The 20,206-nt window shown below is 47.9% G+C and carries 14 protein-coding genes; 9 read left to right on the top strand and 5 right to left on the bottom strand.

Annotated features, from left to right (window positions below; translation table 11 throughout):
• Positions 1-568 precede the first annotated feature (568 nt).
• The 9 genes from B3Z23_RS05470 (at position 569) to gndA (ending at position 14,187) form a co-directional block, all read left to right on the top strand.
• The gene (locus B3Z23_RS05470) at positions 569-1,966 is read left to right on the top strand and encodes a mannose-1-phosphate guanylyltransferase/mannose-6-phosphate isomerase (protein WP_294902760.1); all 1,398 of its coding nucleotides are present in this window, start codon (positions 569-571) and stop codon (positions 1,964-1,966) included.
• Between the two features lie 28 nt (positions 1,967-1,994).
• Positions 1,995-3,380, top strand: coding sequence for a phosphomannomutase CpsG (locus B3Z23_RS05465; RefSeq protein WP_294902758.1), 1,386 nt, complete (start codon positions 1,995-1,997; stop codon positions 3,378-3,380).
• Positions 3,381-3,385: 5 nt separating this feature from the next.
• Positions 3,386-4,171, top strand: a complete 786-nt coding sequence (locus tag B3Z23_RS05460) for an ABC transporter permease (RefSeq protein ID WP_294902855.1) — start codon at positions 3,386-3,388, stop codon at positions 4,169-4,171.
• A gap of 2 nt (positions 4,172-4,173) precedes the next feature.
• A complete protein-coding gene (locus tag B3Z23_RS05455; RefSeq protein ID WP_294902853.1) occupies positions 4,174-5,460 on the top strand; it encodes an ABC transporter ATP-binding protein in 1,287 nt (428 codons plus the stop codon).
• Positions 5,461-5,480: 20 nt separating this feature from the next.
• The gene (locus B3Z23_RS05450) at positions 5,481-7,565 is read left to right on the top strand and encodes a methyltransferase domain-containing protein (RefSeq protein WP_294902756.1); all 2,085 of its coding nucleotides are present in this window, start codon (positions 5,481-5,483) and stop codon (positions 7,563-7,565) included.
• Between the two features lie 10 nt (positions 7,566-7,575).
• Complete coding sequence (locus tag B3Z23_RS05445; RefSeq protein WP_294902754.1) at positions 7,576-10,095, top strand: glycosyltransferase family 4 protein; 2,520 nt, start codon at positions 7,576-7,578, stop codon at positions 10,093-10,095.
• 43 nt (positions 10,096-10,138) lie between these two features.
• Complete coding sequence (locus tag B3Z23_RS05440) at positions 10,139-11,284, top strand: glycosyltransferase family 4 protein (protein WP_294902752.1); 1,146 nt, start codon at positions 10,139-10,141, stop codon at positions 11,282-11,284.
• A 9-nt stretch (positions 11,285-11,293) separates the two neighbouring features.
• Positions 11,294-12,421: a glycosyltransferase family 4 protein gene (locus tag B3Z23_RS05435; RefSeq protein WP_294902750.1), complete on the top strand. Its 1,128-nt coding sequence runs from the start codon at positions 11,294-11,296 to the stop codon at positions 12,419-12,421.
• Between the two features lie 359 nt (positions 12,422-12,780).
• The gene (gene gndA, locus B3Z23_RS05430; protein ID WP_294902748.1) at positions 12,781-14,187 is read left to right on the top strand and encodes an NADP-dependent phosphogluconate dehydrogenase; all 1,407 of its coding nucleotides are present in this window, start codon (positions 12,781-12,783) and stop codon (positions 14,185-14,187) included.
• Positions 14,188-14,270: 83 nt separating this feature from the next.
• Here gndA and B3Z23_RS05425 read toward each other — a convergent pair whose 3' ends face one another.
• From B3Z23_RS05425 to B3Z23_RS05405, 5 genes are all read right to left on the bottom strand, one after another.
• Positions 14,271-15,389 carry a M14 family zinc carboxypeptidase gene (locus B3Z23_RS05425; RefSeq protein WP_294902746.1) on the bottom strand — a complete coding sequence of 373 codons (1,119 nt, stop codon included), beginning with the start codon at positions 15,387-15,389 and terminating at the stop codon, positions 14,271-14,273.
• Positions 15,390-15,494: 105 nt separating this feature from the next.
• Complete coding sequence (locus tag B3Z23_RS05420) at positions 15,495-16,280, bottom strand: ABC transporter substrate-binding protein (protein ID WP_414716462.1); 786 nt, start codon at positions 16,278-16,280, stop codon at positions 15,495-15,497.
• 191 nt (positions 16,281-16,471) lie between these two features.
• Positions 16,472-17,917, bottom strand: coding sequence for a glycoside hydrolase family 1 protein (locus B3Z23_RS05415; RefSeq protein WP_294902744.1), 1,446 nt, complete (start codon positions 17,915-17,917; stop codon positions 16,472-16,474).
• Complete coding sequence (locus B3Z23_RS05410) at positions 17,910-19,271, bottom strand: PTS transporter subunit EIIC (protein WP_294902742.1); 1,362 nt, start codon at positions 19,269-19,271, stop codon at positions 17,910-17,912. The genes B3Z23_RS05415 and B3Z23_RS05410 overlap by 8 nt, the downstream gene beginning before the upstream one ends.
• A gap of 129 nt (positions 19,272-19,400) precedes the next feature.
• The gene (locus B3Z23_RS05405; protein ID WP_294902740.1) at positions 19,401-20,162 is read right to left on the bottom strand and encodes a MurR/RpiR family transcriptional regulator; all 762 of its coding nucleotides are present in this window, start codon (positions 20,160-20,162) and stop codon (positions 19,401-19,403) included.
• Positions 20,163-20,206 lie beyond the last annotated feature (44 nt).

The following is a 20,206-nucleotide window of genomic DNA, read 5'->3' as shown; positions in this document are numbered from 1 at the left end:
TCCGGTAGTGCATAAATGAAATTAATTAAATAACCAAGACGTTCGTCATGGTGATTATATTTAAGAAGTAAAAGGTTTATGTGATTTTCATGGCTATCCTATGAGGCTTTTGTTTCAGAAATGGCGATGATATTTTAGTCGATTTCTGAGGTGCGAAATTTTGGAAAAAAATCTATTTTTCACACCTTTAAAATCTGGTCCTCCCAATAATTATGAATATTACCCAAGCGCCTGAGTGAAAGAGTTTGTGATCTTGCTTAAATCAATGATTATTCATTGTTGTTAAAGGGGTATTTGTTTTTTATCCTACTCGTAGAGCCCTGGGGCTTTCTTTGATATCATTTTGATATATATCAATCTCCGGGCTGAAAATTAAGAATATTTCCATCTCAGATGCTAGCCTTATAATTTACTGACAAGTTTATCTGTCTGATATCTTAAATAAACCTTAACATTTTTTGAAATTAAAGAGTCCGAATCTGGCAGAGAATACTCAAGGCGGTTGTGTGACAGATTCATGGTGGTTAAATGCGGGCTGGTGCCTGACAATAATAAAGAGGTCTCACAAATGTTGCTTCCCGTAATAATGGCAGGGGGTACCGGAAGCCGTTTATGGCCTCTGTCGCGAGAGTTGTATCCTAAACAATTTTTAAGTTTGCATGGCGAATCTTCGATGTTACAGGAGACGCTGCAACGACTCTCAGGGACTGATAATCTTGACCCTCTGATCATCTGTAGTGAGGAACACCGTTTTCTGGTTGCAGAGCAGTTATGCCAGATGAAAATATTCTCACATAATATCATCCTTGAACCCGTAGGACGGAATACTGCTCCGGCAATTGCTCTGGCGGCTCTGGATGTTATCACCCGCAATGAAGATCCTGTTTTACTGGTACTTGCCGCTGATCACGTCATCGAAGATACCAGCGTTTTTCATCAGGCGATTGTTTCAGCTACTTCATATGCGCAGAACGGTCAACTGGTGACTTTCGGCATTGTGCCTACAGGTCCTGAAACTGGCTATGGCTACATCCACCGGGGCGGAAGAATTTGTGATAACCCTGATGCCCCGTTCACTGTACAACGATTTGTTGAGAAACCCGATCTCGCTACCGCGCAGCAGTATCTGAGCTCAGGAGATTATTACTGGAACAGCGGCATGTTTATGTTCAGGGCCAGCCGTTATCTCCAGGAGCTTGAAAAATTCCGACCAGATATTTTGGATGCCTGTCGTAAAGCCATAGCAGGGAGTTCTGTCAGAGATAATTTTATCAGCATTGACGAACATGAGTTTACCGACTGTCCTGACGAATCGATAGATTATGCGGTCATGGAAAAAACAGATTCAGCGGTAGTTGTCCCGTTGGATGCTGGCTGGAGTGATGTTGGCTCGTGGGCGGCATTATGGGAAGTTAATAATAAAGATTCGTCAGGTAACGCTCTGAAGGGTGATACCTTTTTGTATCACACCCACAATTGTTATATCAATAGTGAAGACCAACTGGTTGCAGCCATTGGCGTTGATAACCTGGTTATTGTGAACACCAAAGATGCCGTGTTGGTCGCGCACAAAGATCAGGTTCAGGATGTCAAACGGGTTGTTGAGTACCTTAAGCAGGAGTGTCGGAGCGAGTATCGCCGGCATAGGGAAACGTACTGGCCCTGGGGTCGTTGTGACCTTGTCGTCAATACTCCGCGGTTCAATGTTAACCGAATTACCATTAAACCCGGTGAGCGATTTGACTTACAGATGCATTTTCATCGTACTGAACACTGGGTCATTTTATCAGGAACGGCAAAAGTTACGATACAAGACCGAACCCTGCTCCTGACTGAAAACCAGTCAACCTTTATTCCCATTGGGCATGAGCATACCCTGGAAAACCCCGGGAAAATCCCGGTCGAATTACTGGAGATTCAGTCAGGCTCCTACCTGGGTGACGATGATTTAATCAAAATTAAATAGCAATTTACCGAGGAAAAGGATGTCCCTCATGACAGAGTCATTACCGTGTTTTAAAACCTACGATATCCGTGGTGTTCTGGGTGAACAGCTTAATGAGGATATTGTCTACAGGATTGGCAGGGCATACGCTCAGTTTCTGCGACCTGAGTCCGTGGTGGTGGGGGGTGATAACCGGCTCAGCAGCGAAACCCTCAAGCAGGCATTGGTTAAGGGTTTGCGTGATGCGGGGACCCATGTCTTCGATATTGGTTTAAGTGGAACAGAAGAGGTCTATTTTGCCACTTTTCATCTCGGGGTAGAGGGCGGAATTCAGATTACAGCCAGCCATAATCCTATAAATTACAATGGGATGAAGCTGGTTGGTCAGGGGGCTTGTCCGATCAGTGGAGATAACGGACTGAACGACATCCGCAAAATCGCAGAACTTAATCAGTTCCCACCCACAGACGAATCTCAGCGGGGATTTTATCAGAAAATTTCTGTTTCAAAGCAATACACCGATCATTTACTCAGTTATGTCGACCTGAAAAACTTTTCACGGCCACTGACACTGGTCATTAATTCAGGTAATGGCTCTGCCGGTCATGTTATTGATGATATCGAAAAACGGTTTCAGGCAGCGCAGTTACCTATCAAAATTATTAAAGTACACCATCCACCGGACGGCACTTTTCCTCATGGCATCCCTAATCCTTTGTTGCCAGAGTATCGTCAGGATACTGCTGAAGCGGTGAGAAATCATCACGCGGATTTAGGGATTGCGTTTGACGGAGATTTCGATCGCTGCTTTATTTTTGATGAACAGGGTGAGTTTATTGAAGGCTACTATATCGTGGGGTTACTCGCAGCGTCATTTCTTAAAAAATCACCAGGTGCAAAAATTATCCATGATCCGCGTTTGACGTGGAATACGCTGGACATCGTGCGTGAAAGTGGTGGGATACCGGTAATGTCTAAGACCGGACATGCGTATATCAAACAAGCCATGCGTGATGAAAATGCAGTCTATGGCGGGGAAATGAGTGCTCATCATTACTTTCGTGATTTTGCTTATTGTGACAGTGGAATGATTCCCTGGTTGCTGGTGACAGAATTGCTGAATATTGAGAATAAATCGATTCATCAGTTAGTCGGTGAGCGTCAGCAGGCGTTTCCTTCTTCAGGTGAGATAAACAGCACTCTGACCAATGCACAGGCTGCGATCAGCCGGGTTCTGGAGCACTATTCTGCGGATGCTGTGCGGGTAGATTATATCGACGGTATAAGTGTTGAATATCCAGAGTGGCGATTTAATTTACGCAGTTCTAATACCGAACCGGTAGTCAGACTGAATGTCGAATCTAAATCTGATCCAGAGTTAATGAAAATAAAAACATCGGAGTTACTGAAGTTGTTGAGAGAGGATCACTTTTGAATACAATGCTGGCGGCAATATATCGCTATCGCGGCTTTATTATTGACAGCGTTAAACGAGATTTTCAGTCCCGTTATCAGACCAGTTTCCTGGGAGCAGCCTGGCTGATTCTTCAGCCAGTCGCCATGATTTCGGTTTATACACTGATTTTTTCAGAGTTGATGCGGGCCAGATTGTCAGGAATGGACACTCCATTTGCCTATAGTATCTACCTCTGTTCCGGAGTTCTGACATGGGGGCTGTTTACAGAAACGCTCAATAATCTGGTTAATCTGTTTCTGACGAATGCCAATATCCTGAAGAAACTCAGTTTTCCGAGAATTTGCCTGCCGATCATTATTACCATCTCGGCCTTTATCAATTTCATGATTATTTTCGGCCTGTTTACTTTGTTCCTGATTGTGACTAAAAACTTTCCCGGAATGGTCTACCTCACTATCATCCCTGTATTGTTAATTCAGACAATTTTCACGGTGGGGCTGGGGATTATTCTCGGGGTATTGAATGTTTTTGTGCGCGATGTTGGGCAATTTATCAATATCCTGCTGCAATTCTGGTTCTGGTTTACCCCTATCGTCTATATTGCTAAGACTCTTCCGGAATGGGTTACCCACTTGCTGGTCTGGAATCCGATGGCAACTATTATCGGTGCCTGTCAGAAAATCATGCTCTATCACCAGCAGCCGGACTGGATGTCATTGTTACCTGTTACGCTGATCGCACTGGTTTTGTTTTTCTTTGCATGGCGCCTGTTTAAAAAGCATTCTGCCGATATCGTGGACGAGATTTGATGATGAGTATCAGAGTTCAGAATGTCGGCAAGGCATACAAATATTATTCCTCGAAATGGAACCGTGTGCTGGAAAAATTGTTGCCCGGCAGCAAAGCCCGGCATGAGAAGAAATGGGTACTGAATAATATCAGTTTTACCATTCAGCCCGGAGAGTCAGTGGGAGTGGTGGGGGTCAACGGGGCCGGCAAGAGTACCTTACTGAAACTCCTTACGGGGACCACCCAGCCGACCCGAGGTTCGATAGAAACCGATGGCCGGGTTGCTGCGCTTCTTGAACTCGGCATGGGCTTTCATCCGGATTTTACTGGCCGTCAGAACGTTCATATGTCTGGTCTGATGATGGGGCTGAGTCGTGAAGAGATTGACCGACTGATGCCCGGGATCGAATCTTTTGCGGATATTGGTGATTATATTGAACAACCGGTACGCATCTATTCCAGTGGGATGCAAATGCGTCTGGCATTTGCAGTGGCTACAGCGTCACGTCCGGATATCCTGATTGTTGATGAAGCTTTGTCTGTAGGTGATTCCCGGTTTCAGGCCAAATGCTATGCCAGGATTGCACAGTTTAAACAGCAGGGAACCACGCTGTTGCTGGTTTCACACAGTGCCGGTGATATCGTCAAGCATTGTGACCGCGTTATTTTCCTTAAAAACGGTAATATCCATCTGGATGGGGCAGCGCGCGATGTCACCAACCATTATCTGGATGAATTATTTGGTAAAAATGATACGTTACCGGTGCCTTCACAGCATTCCCCTGGCGAAACTGACGCTGTACTCTCCTTGTCAGACACCCGGGATATTTATCACACCCGGCCTGGCTATCGACCGGAAGAATATCGGTGGGGGCAGGGCGGTGCGAAAATTATTGATTTTAATATTGTCAGCCAGCAACAAAATTATCCTTCTTCCCTGACCAGTAATGAGCAAGTCGATTTTCAGATAAAGGTGTTGTTTGAGTACGACTTCGATTCTGTCGTGCCCGGCATCCTGCTGAAAACGCTGGAAGGGTTATTCCTTTATGGTACTAACTCTTTTCTGTCGTCTGAAGGCAGGGAAAATATAGTGGTATCACGCGGGGATGTCAGAGTCTTTCAGTTCAGTTTCCCGATGAATCTAAACAGTGGTGACTATCTGCTGTCATTTGGTATCTCCGCCGGCAGACCCGAGACAGAGCTCACGCCACTTGACCGTCGCTATGACTCCGTCATTTTACATGTTGCAAAAAACATGGATTTTTGGGGGGTGGTCGATCTTAAATCCGGCTTTAAAAGTTACCAATGAACCAGAGATGATCCACAACTATGAAGAAAAAAATTGAACAATTGGTATCTGAACTTCCCGAAATTTATCAGACTATTTTTGGACATCCGCAATGGAATTCTGATGCGGCCCGCGACTGTAATCAGCGGTTGTTACTTATAAAGCAGTACTATGATCAGTTGTCGGAAGCCTTAGGCAGACCCTTACGGGTTTTGGATTTAGGTTGTGCCCAGGGTTTTTTCAGCCTCAGCCTGGCAGGCTACGGCGCGACGGTAAAAGGAATCGATTTTCAACAGCAAAATATCGATGCCTGTCAGGCGCTGGCTGAAGAAAATCCAGCGTTTGATATCTCTTTTGAGAACGGCAGAGTTGAAGATGTCGTCAGCTGTCTGGAAAAAGATCAGTATGATCTGGTCATAGGTTTAAGTGTCTTCCATCATATTGTTCATCTCCACGGCGCTGAACAGGTCAAAGCATGGTTATCCCATCTGGCAGATTGCACGCAGATTGTCATTCTTGAACTGGCGCTGCAACAGGAACCGCTATACTGGGGCGTTTCTCAGCCAACGGATCCCCGGGAACTGATCAATAACTGTGCTTTTTATTATCAGACGGGGAGTTTCAACACCCATCTCTCTGATATTTATCGTCCGATGTATCTGGTCAGTAACCATTGGATAATGCTGCCAGGTTTCTGCCGGAAATTCGGTGACTGGACTGATCAGCCCTACCGCGGTGCGGGCCTGGCTCATAAAAAAAGTCGCCGCTATTATTATGGTGACGATTTTATCTGCAAATTATTTGCTCATGGCCCGGTAGAAGTAGAGTTAACGGTTGATGAACGTGAGCGCAACAGTAAAGAGATTGCGGACGAAGCCGCTTTTCTTTCTAAGCCACCTGCAGGATTTCCGGTACCAGAATTGCTGGCCAACGGGAGTGACAGCGACATTAGCTGGCTGGTCATGGAAAAATTACCTGGCCGACTGCTCAGTGACCTGCTGGCCGACGGACAACCAGTAGATGCCGGGAAGCTGCTGTCGGATATACTGGAACAACTGGTTAATCTGGAAAAAGAGCATCTGTATCATGATGATATCAGAACCTGGAATATCCTGGTCGATGAAAATAGTCAGGCCAGACTCATCGATTTTGGCTCAATAAGTTCTGTTCGCAGGGACTGCAGCTGGCCGGACAATTTGTTTCTGTCATTTTTTATATTTGTGAACGAAATTTTTGGTCTGAACGGCAATTTTCTCGGATTCTGGCGTTCAGCACCCTCGCACCCTTTCCGGTTAAATTCCCCCTGGTCCGGCTGGTTGTATGCTTTCTGGCAACATCCGGTGGATCAATGGTCTTATCATCTGCTGAAACAACTATTTGACAACAGAGACAGCTTACCGGAACCGGACCGCAGCCTGACGGCCACTGAGTTATGGGGCACCGCCCAGGAAACGGTACTGCTGGAAATGCAGACCAGGGTCCGTCAGTTAACTGAGCAGAGAGCAGAACATGAACCGGGTGCAGAAGATCCAAATCTGCGCTTAATCCGCCTCGAAGCGGCATTTGATGATTTAGCACTGCAACATAAGCAGTTGGCGGAACAGACTCTGGCAGTGGAACACGCGGCAGAACTCGCTGCTGAACCGGTACACACTGAAGTGCCAGCAGATGTGGCAGAGTTGCTATTGCAGCTTGAGCAAAGTCGCCGTGAGCTGAACCGGTATCAGCAGGAGAATCAACAGTTACAGCAGGAAATAGAGAAGATTCATCGCAGTCGCTCCTGGAAACTGACCCGCCCTTATCGCTATGCAGGATTACAGGTGATTTTGCTTAAGCAATACGGTGTAAAACAGCGTTGTAAGCATCTGGCGAAAAGAGTACTGAGTCTGGCAATCTGTTTTTTCAGACGCCATCCGGCACTTAAACAGCAGGTGGTAAAACTGTTGTATAAGACCGGTTTGTACCATAAAGCCTTCAAACTTTACCAGCGGATGAGTCCGTTGCATCAGGCAAACATCCAGGCGGAATCGCAAAGCCAGTCGGAAACAGAAAAGCAGATAGCAAACCCTGATTTGTTGCCATCGGAAGTTAATGATCTTTTTCACAGGTTAACAAAAAGAAAATAAGGGGATGGCCTTGCATATTTTGATCGACGTACAGGGATATCAGTCGGAAAGTAAATCCCGGGGTATCGGCCGTAGTACTCTGGCAATGAGTCGTGCCATTATTAAAAATGCCGGTGAACACCGGGTCAGCATCCTGATTAATGGTATGTATCCGGTTGACAGTATCATCAGTGTTAAACTGGCATATCAGGATATTTTGCCTGAAGAAGAGATGTTTGTTTTTTCTGCGGCGACGCCCACGGACTACTGCAACATTGATAATCATCCCCGCGTGCAGGCAGCCGAAGCAGCAAGGGACATTGCGATAGCGAATATCTCCCCGGATATTGTCTACGTCATCAGTTTCTTTGAAGGGCATGGTGATAACTATACAGTTTCGGTGCCCGGCGATGCAGTGCCCTGGAAAACGGTCTGCGTCTGTCATGATCTGATCCCGCTGCTGAATAAAGAACGCTATCTGGGCGATCCGAATTTCCGGGAATTCTACATGGGCAAGCTGGAGGCTTATCAACGCTCTGACGCTATCTTTGCCATTTCAGAATCCGCAGCCAACGAAATTTTGGAATATACCACTATTCCGCGAGAGAAGATCGTTAATATCTCTTCAGCGGTGGGCGAGGAATTCACCGTTAATCGCTATTCAGAGTCCGATGTTGCCGAACTGAAAAATAAATTCGGACTGCCGGAAAAATATATTCTGACCCTGGCTATGATTGAACCACGTAAGAATGTCGAAGCGCTAATCCATGCTTACAGTCAGTTACCCAAAGGTCTGCAACAACAGTATCCCCTGGTGTTAGCGTATAAAGTCAGCCCGGAAGATCTTGAGCGGATTATGTTACTGGCAGAAAGCTATGGTTTATCGCGTTCACAGTTGATCTTCACAGGTTTTCTTAGCGATAACGATCTGATTGCTTTTTATAACCTGTGCACTCTGTTTGTTTTCCCGTCGTTGCATGAGGGGTTCGGTCTTCCTCCGCTGGAAGCGATGAGTTGTGGGGCTGCAACACTGTGTTCCAATGTCACCAGCCTGCCTGAGGTGGTCGGCTGGAATGAGGCAATGTTTGATCCGCGCAATACGGAAGAGATTTGCCGAGTGATGCAACGTGCGCTGACTGATAACACGTTTTTCAGAGAGCTGAAGCAACATGCAGTGACTCAGGCGGCGAAGTTTTCCTGGGATAATACTGCCAGACGGGCGCTGGAGGGATTTTTGCGGCTGACTGAGGTCCCGGTTAACCAACCCTTGTCTTTTGAGGCTATCGCTGAACAACGTTTCCACACTTTACAGCAGATGACAGGACTTTCAGAAGCCGACTATCTGCTGCTGGCCTGGGCTGTGGCAGGTAACTGTTTTAAAAACCACCGGCGTAAACTGCTGTTGGATATCTCTGTGTTGGTGAAACATGATGCTAAAACGGGCATCCAGCGGGTATCACGTAGCATCCTGAGTGAGTTACTCAGGTCGGGTGTCGACGACTATCTCGTAACTGCAGTCTATTACACGCCGGGAGAATGCTATCGCTATGCTAACCATTACCTGGATACACATTTTGGCGGAAGCCGTGGTGAGGATTCCCCGGTACTGTTCACCAAAGGCGATATTTTGCTGGCAACGGATTTAACCGCTCACCTGTTCCCGGAAATTAATCCACAGATCGGCAGGTTACGCAAAGCCGGAGCTGCCGCCTGTTTTGTGGTGCATGACATTCTTCCGCTCAGACGGCCTGAGTGGAGTATTGAGGGGGTTCAGCGGGAATTTCCTGTCTGGTTATCCTCGCTGGTCGCCCATGCAGACCGGTTAATCTGTGTGTCGGCCAGTGTGGCAGCTGATGTTCGTTTGTGGGTCTCAGAGAATAAACTCCGGGTTAAGCCAAATCCATTGCTAAAAATCAGTCATTTCCACCTGGGAGCGGATATCGAGTCAAGCGTACCCAGTCTTGGGATGCCGGCAGATGCCGGTGAGCTACTCAGCAAAATGGCCGAACAACCTTCATTTATGATGGTCGGGACGCTGGAACCACGTAAAGGCCATGCGCAGGTACTGGCGGCATTTGAAGCTCTGTGGTCCGAAGGTAAGGACTACAATTTGTTTATCGTCGGCAAACAGGGCTGGAATGTCGATGATTTAAGTGAACGGATGCGTAACCATCCACGGCTGGAAAAACAACTTTTCTGGTTGCATGATATCAGCGATGAGTTCCTTTCCGAACTCTATCATCACTCCAGTGCATTACTGTTCGCTTCACTCGGCGAAGGATTTGGTCTGCCATTAATTGAAGCAGCGCAAAAGAAACTGCCGGTCATCATACGCGATATTCCGGTTTTCCGTGAAATCGCCGGCGACCATGCCTGCTATTTTTCCGGGGAATCCCCCCGGGAATTAAAGCAGGTGCTGGAGCAATGGCTGGTTGCGTTTGAGAAAGGGGAACATCTCAAATCAGAGAATATGCACTGGCTGACATGGAAGCAAAGTGCCGAATTTCTGCTTGAAAATCTGCCGCTTCACCGGCAGAAAAGCTCCCGGTAACGCCAGAAGGAAAGCATCATCCCAGGGAGGGATTATCAAACTTATGAAAATAATATTCTCTACCGAATCGATTAAATACCCGCTGACAGGCATTGGTCGTTATGCCTGGGAACTGGCAACACGTCTACGCGATTCCCCCGAAGTTGACAGCATACGCTATTTTCACGGCACATGTTTTATCCGTGATTTGCCTGAAATTGTTCCCGGTCAGGATAATAAGTCATCGCGACACCTGCCGTTGGTCGCCTGGGCCCGAAGTAATCCACTGGCTATAGAAACCTGGCGCTTCCTGCATCCCCGACGACAGGCCAGGGCGTTGCGCAATACTGAAGATGCTGTCTATCATGGCCCGAATTTTTACCTGCCGCACAACATCGGCCGAAGTGTCGCTACCTTCCATGATATTTCTATTTTTACCTGTCCCTGGTTTCATCCTAAAGATCGGGTCAGGTTTATGGAAAAGTCCCTCAGGGAAAGTCTGAACACCGCCAGTTTATTACTCACTGTTTCAGATTTCTCGCGTGACGAAATTATTAAAACCTGTGGTTATCCGGGGGACAGAATTATCGTGACACCACTGGCCTGTAATCAGGATTATTACCCCCGCAGTGAAGCAGAATGCCTGCCGGTATTAACTAAGTATCAGCTACCCTGGCAGCGATTTGGGTTGTATATCGGCACGATGGAGCCACGAAAAAATATCAAAGGTATTTTGCAGGCCTATGAACGTTTACCGGCAGATCTGCGTAGACAGTATCCGATGATTTTCAGCGGTTACCGGGGCTGGGAAGATTCTGAGGTATGGACGTTGGTTGACAGAGGAACCCGTGAAGGATGGATTCATTATTTAGGTTATGTTCCGGAACAGGATTTGCCATTTCTTTATTCTGCCGCGGCTACTTTTATCTACCCTTCACATTACGAAGGTTTTGGGTTGCCGGTGCTGGAAGCGATGTCTTGTGGAACGCCGGTGGTGACCTCCTCAACCACGTCGTTACCTGAAGTGGCTGGTGATGCTGCTCTGATGAGCCACCCAAAGGATGTCGTGATGTTAAGTCAGCTTATTCAACGCAGTTTTATGGATACAAAGTGGCGGGGAGAGGCAACCCGTGCCGGTTTGTCCAGGGCCAGAAATTTTTCATGGCAACGCTGCACTGAACAGACTATCGCTGCTTACCAGTTAATCTGAGGGGGGGAGTTGAGAATTTTACATGTTTACAAAACATACTACCCGGACTCTTATGGCGGCATTGAACAGGTGATTTATCAGCTGTGTCACGGATGTGTTAAAAGAGGTATTGAATCAGATGTCTTTACCTTTAGTCAGCAGACCCCTGCGGGTCAGAAATTGTGGGATGACCATAAAGTTATTTATAACAGAACCAGATTAGAAATTGCCTCCACCCCGTTTTCTTTGCAGGCGTTTGCTGAATTCAACAAGATAAAAAATGATTACGACATTATAAATTATCATTTTCCCTTTCCGTTTATGGATGTTATGCATCTGACTGGTCGTCCGGATGCAAAAACGGTGGTCACTTATCATTCTGATATTATCAAGCAAAAGACTTTACTATGGTTTTATCAACCTGTTCAGGACCGGTTTCTGAAAAGCGTGGACAGTATTATTGCTTCATCTCCTAACTATCTGGCAACCAGTACGATTTTGCAGCGATTTAAAGATAAAACCAGCATTATTCCGTTTGGATTAAAACCGGCGCGGATATCGGCAAACAACGATCGTCGGAACTATTGGCGACAGAAAATTGGTGGCCGGTTTTTTTTATTCGTCGGAGCATTTCGCTACTATAAAGGGCTGAATATTCTGCTCGAAGCTGCTGCCCGCAGCGGGTTACCGGTGGTGATTGCAGGAGGTGGACCAATGAAAGCAGACCTCGAGCAACAAGCGAAGTCGTCAAACGCCAGTAATATTTGCTTTGCCGGGATGGTGAATGATGAAGATAAAAATATTCTTTATGAACTGTGTTACGGAGTCGTTTTCCCATCGCATCTGCGGTCCGAAGCTTTTGGCGTTAGCCTGCTGGAAGGTGCTCAGTTCGGCCGTCCGTTGATTTCCTGTGAAATAGGGACGGGAACATCGTATATCAATATTCATCACGAAACCGGGCTGGTGATTGCCCCGGGAGACAGTCACGCACTGGCTGAGGCTATGAAGAACTTATGGGATAACCCTGAGACGGCTCGTCGTTATGGCGAAAATGCCGGCAAATGGTTTGCGGAAAGCTTCACTTCAGCAAAAATGATTGATCACTATATCGACCATTATCAGCAGTTGCTCAGTCAAAGGTCAAATCAGGCTTTTTAGGGTAAGTACCATTACCTTTTGCTATGTTTCCGGAATGTTGCATATCTGTAAGTTGTCGTTATGTGCGTTTCCATCACCAGGCATTACGCCTGGTGTCACGTCTTTCGTTACACTGTGATTATCATGAGTCACTGGGTAGTTAATGTTGTTAAAGCCAGAGGAAATCAGCCATCGCGATGATCATCGCAGTAGTTTATCGGACAGGCGGGTCGGATTGATACCGGCTAATTTTCCTGCTGCAGTAAAAGCAATGCATTTATGCCTCCTCTTTACTCATAGTAAGAGTTACTATAGATTCATTGTTAATGATTATAATTATGATTAACTTGCGTAGTGTAGGTCCCTGACAGGAGTAGATAATGTCCAAGCAACAGATCGGCGTAGTAGGTATGGCAGTTATGGGTCGTAACCTGGCTCTGAATATCGAAAGCCGCGGTTATACTGTGTCTATTTTTAACCGTTCACGTGAAAAAACGGATGAAGTAATTGCTGAAAATTCGGGCAAAAAACTGGCACCTTACTACAGTGTCGAAGAGTTTGTTGAGTCCCTGGAAAAACCACGCCGTATCCTGTTAATGGTACAGGCCGGTGAAGCAACAGATAAGACTATCGCTTCTCTGACTCCTCATCTGGATAAAGGCGATATTCTTATTGATGGCGGTAACACCTTCTATAAAGATACCATTCGTCGTAATAAAGAGCTTTCTGACCAGGGCTTTAACTTCATTGGTACCGGTGTTTCCGGCGGTGAAGAAGGCGCTCTGAAAGGTCCTTCAATCATGCCTGGTGGCCAGAAAGAAGCTTATGAGCTGGTCGCACCGATTCTTGATAAAATTGCTGCGCGTGCCGAAGGTGAAGCTTGCGTTGCATACATTGGTCCGAACGGTGCTGGTCACTATGTAAAAATGGTGCACAATGGTATCGAATATGGCGATATGCAGCTGATTGCTGAAGCTTATTCTCTGCTGAAAGGTGCATTAGACCTGAGCAATGAACAACTGGCTGAAACCTTCAGCGAGTGGAACACCGGCGAGCTGAACAGCTACCTGATTGACATCACTAAAGATATCTTCACTAAGAAAGATGAAGCGGGTAATTACCTGGTCGATGTGATTCTTGATGAAGCAGCGAACAAAGGTACCGGTAAATGGACCAGCCAGAGCTCTCTGGACCTGGGTGAACCATTATCACTGATCACCGAGTCAGTGTTTGCCCGTTACCTGTCATCTTTGAAAACTCAGCGTGTTGCGGCGTCTAAAGTCCTGTCTGGCCCGAAAGCGAAAACTGTTGAGGGTGACAAAGCTGAATTCGTTGAGAAAGTACGTCGTGCACTGTATCTGGGAAAAATTGTTTCCTACGCTCAGGGCTTCTCTCAGCTGCGTGCTGCGTCAGAACAGTATGAATGGGATCTGCATTACGGTGAGATTGCGAAAATCTTCCGTGCGGGTTGTATTATCCGTGCTCAGTTCCTGCAGAAAATCACCGATGCTTATGCAGAAAATGCTGACATCGCTAACCTGCTGCTGGCACCATACTTTAAAAATATCGCTGATGAATACCAGCAGGCACTGCGCGACGTAGTGGCTTACGCGGTACAGAATGGTATTCCTACTCCGACATTCTCAGCGGCGATTGCTTACTATGACAGCTACCGTTCAGCCGTGCTGCCTGCCAACCTGATTCAGGCACAGCGTGACTACTTCGGTGCGCACACTTACAAGCGTATCGACAAAGATGGCGTGTTCCACACTGAGTGGTTAGATTAATCATTTGACCCACACCGGCAGCCCCCGGGCTGCCATTAAAAAAGCCTGAAGATTTCTTCAGGCTTTTTTTATCGCGATGATACTCAGGGAACCAGTAACGGGCCTTCGCGCAGCGCTTCTCCTCCTGCCAGTCTGACTACCAGCAGCCCGGGAGTAGCGTATCTGACCCAGTGTCGGGCATAAAGTAATCCATCCTGCTGACCGAACAGGGGGGTCAACTGGTCACTGACGGGGTCAAGAATCTCGGCAACCACTTCACCGGCGCGGATCCATTCCCCTGGCTCACGGGTATAGATAATGACTCCGGCATGCGGTGCTGTCAGATATTCACAGCCAGCCAGGGGGGCAGCCAGCGGAGCCGGTATCGCTGGAAGGGGCGGTGCCTCACCAGAGATATATCCCCAGGCTGTCAGGCTGTTAATAATCGCCTGCGCATCATTACGAGCCTGAGCGTGGCTGACATCACGCGCTCCGCGTAACTCCAGAGTGACCGGTTTGAGTGCTTCAGGCAGTGGAAAGCGATCCGCAAACTGTCGATGCAGGTTATACCAGGGTTCAGCACAGGCTTCATCGAAGGGTTCTCCGCCAGATATATCGGCTATCAGAGCGGTCCGGCAACCCAGATAATGCCCCAGTACAGAAATCTGTGGCCAGGCCTGCGGGGTGGTATACAAATGTGAAACGGCTTCCCAGTCGCAGTGCATATCAATCATGATATCGGCTTTACAGGCCATGCGCATCAGGATGGCGCGCTGTGACTGTAACTCACCTTCAGGAACATACTGGTCAAAATAATTGTCGATGGCGCGACGAATGACACGTTTATTTTCTGCGACATCGGGCCCAAGATTGGGCCCTGCCAGCTTAGACAGTTGCTGACCGATCGCCGGAAACTGGCGGTTAAAATCCTGTCCGCTGTGACTTTCAAACCGGCCCAGTGGCTGACCTTGTAACTGTTGTGAAAAACCGATCGGATTGGCGATGGGGACCAGCGTTATCCTGGCGCGTAACCGCCCGCTGTTCTCCAGCGTACTGAGGGCATGTTTCAGATACCAGGCGACAGCAACGCCTGGCAGTTCATCGCTATGTAACGCTGCCTGAATATAGATTTGCTGATCGTGGTCATCGCCATACTCATAGCTGTCGATCTGCCGTTGAGTACCAAAGGCGGATCCCTGTATCGGGTAACTTTTGTGTTGCATAGGCACTGGTCCTGCAGGCACAACTTGCCGGTGAGCAGCTAAGTTGTGGATTAGTGGAGCCGGAGAACATGCCGGAAAGATTCAACCTTTCCGGCAGAGGGCAGGTTACTTCACTGAAATATCGGTAGTGAAGTATTTTTTCTGCAGTTTGTCGAAAGTGCCGTCGGCTTTAATTTTTGCGTAAGCGTTGTTGAGTGCATTAAGCAGCTCGGTATCGCCTTTGCGCAGACCAATAGCGGTACCCGGTCCAATGATAGGGTCCTGAACCGCAGGACCGGTCAGGGCAAAGTCCTTACCTGCAGGCTGTTTCAGGAAGCCGATACCTGCCTGAGCACCGTCGGTAAATTCTGCATCCAGTCGTCCGGCGACCAGGTCGTTTTCAACCTGGGACTGATCGCTGTAAGCGACAACATTCACACCATAGGGCTGCCATTTAGCACGGGCATAACGTTCCTGAATGGTTCCCTGCTCAACACCGACCGATTTACCTTTCAGAGACTCCGCGGTTGGCAGCAGACCTGAACCTTTGCGCGCGACCAGCATCACCGGCGTATTGTAAACAGGAACAGTAAAGTCGATCTGTTTCAGGCGTTCTTCAGTGACCCCCATATCTGATAAAATCGCATCAAATCTACGCGCTTTAAGGGCAGGGATCATGCCATCAAATTCGTTTGTCACCCAGACACACTTGACGTTCATTGCCTGGCAAAGTGCATTGCCCAGATCGATATCGAAGCCAACCAGCTTACCGTCGTTAGTTTTAGATTCGAACGGAGGATAAGTCGGGTCAACGGCAAAGCGAACCTGGGTCAGAGCAGCCTGGCTGAGCAACGGTGCACCGGCCAGCAGTGCGGTTAAAGCAGTCAAACGAAGCTTTCTGGTAAACGTCATAATATGTGAAATCCTGATAGTTTTGGTGATGTTAATGTTTATCACTCCCTGTGCCGGGAGTTTGATTTATTTTAAAAGCCAAATGACACGGTGGGGGTGAGCCCTGCCGGCAGACTGATAACCTGCCAGTCAGGGTAATCTAACATATTTACACAGTGCTGACACAACAGCACTGTGACAATCTGCATCTGTCAGGGGGACTCGTTTAACGTTGCGCCATGGCTGGCTATCACCTGCTGATACCAGAAATAGCTTTGCTTACAAATTCGTTGTCCGCTGCCGTTACCGTAGTCATCTAAATCCACATAAATCAGGCCGTAGCGTTTCTCCATCTGGGAAGAAGAGCAACTGACAATATCTATCGGGGACCACAGGTAGTACCCGAGCACCGGTACGCCATCTCTAATCGCCTGTTGAACAGCCAGTAAGTGCGCTTTAAGGAAGGCTATCCGGTAATCGTCCTTTATCTGTCCCTGCTCAATGGTATCGAAACATCCAATCCCATTCTCAGTGATCATGACAGGTTTCTGCCAACGCCCCCAGTATTCGTTTAATACCGTACGAAGTCCGGTAGGATCAACTGCCCAGCCCCAGGGATTTTCTGCCAGCAAGGGATTGGCCCGGCAATTTTTGACCTCAGAGGCGCCAATATGACGATCGGAGATGGTCGTATAGTAGTAGGAAAATGACATGAAATCGGCGGTATGCGATAAGGCCTGCTGATCCTCTGCTGTGATTTCAATAGCGATATTCCGGTCAGAGAAATAACGCAGAGCATAACCCGGGTATTTGCCCCGCAGTAATATATCGGCGAAGTAATACTCCATCTGATTACGTTGCAGAGTCGCCAGTACATCTTGCGGATCTGTGGTGGCTGGATAGGCATAATCGCAATACAGCATCATACCTACCTGTAGTGCGGGGTTCAGTGCCGTGGCAAACTGTTTGATTTTTGCCGAAGCGACCATTTCGTGATGTACCGCCTGATATTTCGCCTGGCGGAGGTCGGTGACGGTATCCTCAGGAATACCCAGATGATTAAATGACTCATAACGAATAAGGTTTATCTGATTCACAGGGATCCAGTACTTCACCTGATACTGATAGCGTTGCAGGCAGACAGTGGCAAAACGGACAAAGAAGTCAATCACCCGACGATCAGACCAGCCATTGTATTCCAGTGCCAGTGTTAATGGCATCTCGTAATGTGACAATGTAATCATGGGTTGCATACCGCAATCACAAATGGCTGAAATAAGTCGGTCATACCACGCCAGCGCCTCGGGGTTGGGTTCCGTTTCATCCCCGCGCGGAAAGACTCTGGCCCAACTGATAGAGGTTCTGAAAGTCTTCAGCCCCATATCGGCCATCAGCTGCAAATCTTTCAGGTAATGATGATAAAAGTTGATGGCGTTTCTTTTTGGAAAAATACTCTCTGTATCAGCCATTAACTCGCGGATAGTGGCAGTATCCATCTCTTTATTCGAGAGAGAGCGCAAGGGACTGTCAGGACAAAAACGGTTGATATCTGCAACACTCCAACCTTTCCCACCTTCCTGCCATGCACCTTCTGCCTGGTTTGCGGCAATTGCGCCACCCCATAAAAAATCTTGTGGGAAAATGTTTGAATTATTCATCTGTATTAACTCCCTGAAGGGGGGGGACGTCCTTATTGCGGTAACCGAACAAGGTCACCATCAGTGCCGCACAGGCCAGGGTGACCAGTACCGCCACCAGATAGATACCCATTGGACTGAAGGCCGGGATGCCAGGCACACTGGCAAAGGTATAGGCCACCATTCGAACCTGGAAATAGCCATTAATGGCACCGCCGATTGCGCTGGCGATGGCAACATAAAGGAACAAGCGGCGGTAGGGGAGCATTACCCCGTAGATAATCGGCTCGGTAACACCGCTGATCAGTGCGGGTAACAGGGCACTGCTGAGTAACACCCGTAATTTTGCCGGTGGGCGGCATAAGAGTACACCCACTGAGACACCCATCTGCGCAAAGGCAGACATTCCCCCGATGGCATAGACAGGATCACCGCCCTGGGCGAGGTTTGCCAGAATCACCGGAACCAGACCCCAGTGCAGCCCCATCAGGACGATAAAAGTGTATCCGGCTCCAAGCAGCAGCCCGCATAACAGGCCATTGGTTGTTTGTAACAGACTTATCCCTGACGCCAGTTGTTCGCCGACAGCAATGCCGAACGGGCCAAAAATCAGCAGTGTTGCGGGGATAATAATGACAAGCGAACATAACGGAACCACGACCAACTGCAAAAACAGAGGTACGATGCGTAACAACAGTTTTTCGAGCCAGTAGAAGGCACTGATGGCAATAAATACCGGAAACACGCTGGCGGCATAATTTGCCGGTACTAACGGGATAGCCATGAAGGAACTGCCGGGCTGAGCGATCAGCGTACTGAGAGAGGGGTCCAATAATGCAGCGCCAATCATCAGCCCGATGTAAGGATTTGCTCCCAGTCTTTTGGCCAGCGAACATCCCAGTAAAGCGGGTAAAAAAAAGAACGGTGCATTGGCAATTGCCGCCAGTATCTGACAGGTGTTCCCTGAAGCAAGCTGTGGACTGAATCTCTCAACCAACGTCAGTATGACTTTCAGCATACCACCGCCAGCCATCAGCCCCAACAGTGGCAGAAAACTCCCGGAAATAATGTCGAATACAGAGACTTTCCCTTGTGGGACCGGTTTTTCATTCTGCTCATCGTTTGCCGGGCAGGTGGACTGTTGTTGCAGTGCCAGAAATACCGGTTTTACCTGGTGACCAATAATCACCTGGTACTGCCCGCTCACGGTGACCGTACCCAGTACTCCGTCAATACTACGCATCGCCTTATCATCGCATTTTTCCGGACAGGCTAACCGGATCCGTAAACGCGTCGCACAATGTGTTATATGAAGTATATTGGCAGCACCGCCAAGTTCAGTGAGGATTTGTTCGGCCAGCAGATTGACAGACATCTGACTATCCTTATGTCAGCTCATCGGTGCAGCTACGCTAGAACATCGGTCTGTTGCAGGCAATGGAATTCATTTTCAGGTTTTAGAAAATGAATATTGAGAAATTCATGTCGCAGGCAGTGAGCTTTGTCAGGACATTCGCTCCACATCGTTGATAATACGGAACACCGTGCTGGTCATTACCTGGCAGGAAAAGTAGTTGGAACTGAAAAAGTCGGGGATGATTGTCAAATCAATAACAAAACTGAAAACATCAGGCAGTGCGGGACCGGGATTTGCAGTAAAACAAACCGATATTTTTTCGGACAATGCAGTGAACAGCTCCGGATGTTGGCGTAACCATTGTCCGGTTAAATCGATCAAAATCAGGGTGTCGCATACCGCCATAAATTTTGCCAGCAGGCTGCTGTCACTCTGGCGGTGCAACTGATAGACCCTGCGGCGGTCATTCGCGAGAGCTTCGCGCAACAGATTTGATGGCATAAAACTGTAGTCGGTAGAAAGGATCAATAAGTGGCGGCTGTCTCTGAGTGCGACAGCAATCTCCCGGCACAGCGCGAGCGGCATATGCTGATGGATTTTCTGCAGCATATCAATTTCCCGTGCGGCGGGGTCGACAGAAGAGACTGACAACTCCGGGGAAGGGGTGAAAAAGGGCTGCAAATCCTGTTTCAATGTCTGAAACCGTGAATACCCCAGGATTTTACAGAACCGCGTCACACTGGCTGGAGTGGTATTCGCCAGCAGGGCTATCTCTTCGATATAGATGGCCGGGAATTCACGTATCTTCTGTAACATCACCAGCGCAATATTTACATTCACCGATTTTTTACGGCAATAAAACAAATATTCGGACAGCTTAATATACACCGGACTGTGGTAATAATTCATTGTTCTCTCCCTGACAACTCTCTGCAGGAGGGTACGCTATTTTG

The organism is Tatumella sp. UBA2305 (assembly GCF_002345795.1).
In the GTDB taxonomy this organism is placed as follows: domain Bacteria; phylum Pseudomonadota; class Gammaproteobacteria; order Enterobacterales; family Enterobacteriaceae; genus Tatumella; species Tatumella morbirosei.
The sequence above is the reverse complement of the archived record's forward strand: the minus strand, read 5'-3'. Positions and strand labels throughout refer to the sequence as shown.